Annotated in this window: 3 protein-coding genes; all 3 read right to left on the reverse strand. The window is 48.0% G+C overall.

Translation table 11 applies throughout. The annotated features are described in order from the left end of the window. On the reverse strand, positions 1–810 hold an 810-nt coding region (locus KDK19_RS14580), incomplete at its 3' end, for a hypothetical protein (protein ID WP_257254561.1). 171 nt (positions 811–981) lie between these two features. After that, positions 982–2,691: a hypothetical protein gene (locus KDK19_RS14585; protein ID WP_257254562.1), complete on the reverse strand. Its 1,710-nt coding sequence runs from the start codon at positions 2,689–2,691 to the stop codon at positions 982–984. Between the two features lie 145 nt (positions 2,692–2,836). Then, on the reverse strand, positions 2,837–4,481 hold a 1,645-nt coding region (locus KDK19_RS14590), incomplete at its 5' end, for a hypothetical protein (protein ID WP_257292243.1).

Genomic DNA, 4,481 nt, shown 5'->3' on the forward strand with positions numbered 1-4,481 from the left:
GTCTTCAGAATCAAAACGACCTGTGCAACTAAAGCAATATCCATCGGCCAAATGAAGGCATGAACTTTGTCCGAAGTGATGCTGCCATTCAGCGGGGTCAATGCTATCGGATATTGTTCGAAACTGACAAATGCCATGACAGGGGTGGATGAAACAATTTAAGCCCAAAGTATGTTGGTGTTGTTCAGGGTCACCGTCACCGCCGTCATAGTCTGAATTCGGCGGGCGAGTGAAAGAGTCAGTATGCTGTGTAGTGGGTTCCCGGGCTTGCCGGGTGGACGGCTCTGATGGCTGATGCAGTTGTTGGTTTTCTCCAGAACCCAGCATTGTAGCGATAGCCTTAAACGGTTGATTCTGGCGTGTCAGCACGGCTGTAACCTCTTGTTGTTCAACCGGGTTAAACAGTGGTGAATAGGTGTTCCAATAACTTTTTAAGAGCCAACCGACAGCGACAAACACTTCCAGAGGTAGCCATGAATAAGAGTTGGAATTCAGAGGAGCATTTCTGGTGGTCAGGATTAGTTTATAACCGACCAGCAGGTGAGTGGAGCAATGCATCTGCCACGAAATTGATTCAATAATGGCTGATTGTATCCCGTAAACGTGGGGTCCAAATGGTTTGTCATCAGGTAGTGAAGCTGATCCTGCATAGCTGTCTGTGTTGACAATGCCTGAAATTGGATGCAGGTCACGCTGTGTTATAGAAAAGCTCTGGTTTGATGGAAATTTTGCCTTCTGTTCAAACTTGACAGTGAAAAGCTCTGTCGACGGTTTAGCCTGACATCCCACAGATAACAAATTCAGCAGCAACACTGTTGCCGCAAAGATTGAGTGCTTAATAATTCTATCCTTGCATTCTGGTTTACAGAGAGAAAGGATAGATCAAGAAAATAAGCGAGCTTTTCTGTTAACTACCATCTGTTTAACATCAGAGCTGGCAATGAAAAAACATGACGGGTATCAGATAAGATCGTTATTGATTCACTTTACCTTTTTTGGGCTGAGGTGATCGTTCAGGTTCAGATCATCAGGTTTGTTTTTTTGATGTTTTCTTTTGTGTCCCGACAGGACTGCAGCACTCTTATAGACCGTCCTGCATGGTCGCGGTTGGCTATCATCGCTGAACAGGGTCATATCACAGGTTTGTTGCCGGCGGTGTTGTCTGAATTTGTGATACGACAGGGCTTGAGCATTCTTGCAGATTCTGCTGCAGGGTCGCAGCTGGCCATCTTCCCCAACCAGAGTCTCGTCACAGGTTTTTTGCCCGCTGTGAACGCTTCTTTTGTGATCCACCAGAAAGCGAGCATTTTTGCAGACCTTTCCGCATGGCCGTTGTTGACCATCCTCCTCGTCCACCATAACGTCACAGTTTTTTTGCCCGCTGTGATAGCTGCTTTTGTGAGATGACAGAGATTGAGCATTCTTGCAGACCTTCCCGCATGGCCGCTGCTGGCCATCCTCACCGATGACTGTTACGTCACAAGTTTTTTGCCCGCTGTGTTCCCCGCTTTTGTGAGTCGACAGGGCTTTAATGTTCTTGCAGATTTTTCCGCATGGCTGCTGTTGGCCATCCTTCCCGACCACGATTACGTCACAGGTTTGTTGTCCGGAGTGGTATCTGCTTTTGTGATCCGCCAGAGCTTTGCTATTCTTGCAGACCTCCCCGCACAAATGCTGTTGGCCATCCTCCCCGACCACGATCACGTTACAGATTTGTTGTCTCCTGTGGTATCTGTCTTTGTGATCCGTCAGGGCATTAATATTCTTGTAAACCTTCCCGTGCGGCTGTGGCGTAAATTGTGGGGCAGAATCGCATTGGAGTTGAATGTCTGGGAGTCGATCCAATGTTTCGAAAAGTGAGGAATCTATAGCGCCTTCAGGCTCAGAACGACTTATGCAACTAAAGCAATATCCATCAGTCAAATGGGGACATGAACTTTGTGCGGTAATCGGCGGCCATTCAATGGACTCACCACTATCGAATGATGGCCGAAATTGACAAACGCCACTACATGGATGGACGAAACAATTTAAATCTAAAGTGTGTAAGTATTGTTGAGGGTTTTCGTTACCATCGTCAGAGTCAGAATAGAGGAGATGAGCGAAATAACATGCAGAGTAGTTGTTGGCTGCCGGGAGTTGCTGGCCGGATGATTCTGATGGCGGGTATTGTGGCAAGTTATCTCCAGAGCCGAGCATTATAGTGGTGATCGCAAACGGGTGATACCCTCGTGTTAGCTGAGATCTTGCCTCTTCTTGTTCAATCGGGTTAAACCTTGATGAGCCCTGGTTCCAAGCATTTTTTAAAAGCCAACAGACGGCGACAACCGCTTTTAAACGTACACATGAATAAGGCTTGGAATACAAAGGGGCGCCTTTGATGGTCAGGATCAGTTCGAAACCAACCAGCAGTTGAGTGGCGTAAAGCCATTGCCATAAAATGGATCCAATAAGGATCGTTTTTATCCCATAACCGCCGGGTCTGAGTGGTTTCTGATCAGGTGATGAAGGTTGTCCTGCGAAGCCGATTGTGTTGACAGCATCTGAAAATCTATGCGGGCCACGCTGCTTTATAGAAATGCTCTGGTTTGTCGGACAGTTTGCCTTCTGTTCAAGCTCGATAGTAAAGCGTTTCGTACACGGTTTGGCCTGACAGACGACAGACAACAACGGTAGTAGCAACAATAACATCAGTGCCGCAAAGAGTGAGTGTTTAATAATTCCATCCTTGCATTCTGATTCACAGAGAGGAAGGATAGATCAAGAAAATAAGCATGTTTTTCTGATAAAGGCTTTCTGTTAAAAAACTATTGAAGTCATGCACCAGACCAGATCGTTACTTATTCACTTTAACTTTTTGAGTCCTGAAGTCCTCGTCCAGATCAGGATGCCTGCGTTTTCGATGTATTCTTTTGTGGTCCAACAGGACTTTGGCATTCTTGCAGGCTATCCCGCATGTCTGCTGATCGCCATCCTTCCTGACCACGGTCTCGTTACAGGCTTTTTCCTGGGTGTGGGTGACTTTTTTGTGATCCCCCAGGGCTCGGGCATTCTTCCAAATCGTCCCGCATGGTCGTTGCTGACCATCCTTCCCGACTACTGTCATGGCACAGGTTTTTTGCCCCGTGTGGTATCCACTTTTGTGATTGGTCAGAGCTGAGGCATTCTTGCAGATCGTTCCGCATGGCCGCGACCGGCCACCCCGCCCGACCACGGTCTCGTTACAGACTTGTTGACCGGAGTGGTCTTTTCTTTTGTGATCCGACAGGCTTCTGGAGCTCATGCAAACTTTCCCGCACGGTCGCTGTTGACCATCTTCCCCAAGCACGTTCTCGTCGCAGGTTTTTTGTCCGCTGTGGAATGTGAATTTGTGAGCCGTCAGGGTTTTAGCATTCTCCAAGACCTTTCCACATGGCCATCGCTGGCCATCCTTACCGGTCACCGTCACCTTACAGGTTTGTTGACCGCTGTGGATCATTCTTTTGTGATCCGAGAAGGTTCGGGCATTCTGGCAGACAATCCCGCATAGTTGCTTGTGACCATCCTCTGCAATGACTGTTATGTCACAGATTTTTTGTCCGGTGTGTTCTCCGCTTTTATGAGTTGACAGAGCTTTGGTATTCTTGCAGACCTTTCCGCATGGCCGCTGCTGGCCATCTTTCCCATCCACGATCACGTTACAGGTTTGTTGCCCGCTGTGGGATCTTTTGTGATCCGAAAGGGCTTTAGAGCTCTGAAAGACCTTTCCGCATGGTCGCTGCTGGCCATCTTTCTGAATCACAATCTCTTCACAGATTGATTGCCTGATGTGGATGCTTCTTTTGTGTTTCAACAGGGCTTTATAATTACTGCAGACTATCCCGCATGGCTGCTGTTCACCATTCTCCCCGACCACTATGAAGTAACAAATTTTTTGCCCGATGTGATCTCTGCTTTTGTGATACGACAAAGCTTCAGCATTCCGGAAGATCCTTCCGCAAAGCCGCTGCTGACCGCTCTCCCAAGCGACTGCAATGTCACAGCTTTTTTGTCCGCTATGCTTTCTGCTTTTGTGACTCGACAGGGCTTTAGCATTCTTGTAGATCCTTCCGCATTGTTGCAGCTGACCATTCTTCCCGATCATGACCACGTTACAGATTTGTTGTGTGGTGTGGTATCTGCCTTTGTGGTCCGACAGAGCTCTGGCATCCTTGCAGACCATTCCGCATGGACGCTGCTGGCCATCCTCCCCAATCACTGTCACAACACAGGCGGGATGCGTGGCAGCGCTGGCGACCCCTTCACTCATTGACTCCATAGAGTTGCAGCGATCGGTGGAGGTGCCATCCACGACATGCGCTTTTAGCTTAGATTGTGGGTGAGAATCGCATTGGAGTTGAATGATAGTAAGTTGATCCCGTGCTTCGAAAAGCAAGGAATCTGTAAAGTCTTCAGAATCAAAACGACCTGTGCAACTAAAGCAATATCCATCGGCCAAATGA

The sequence above is a fragment of the Endozoicomonas sp. ONNA1 genome (genome assembly GCF_024606325.1).
Classification (GTDB): Bacteria; Pseudomonadota; Gammaproteobacteria; order Pseudomonadales; family Endozoicomonadaceae; genus Endozoicomonas_A.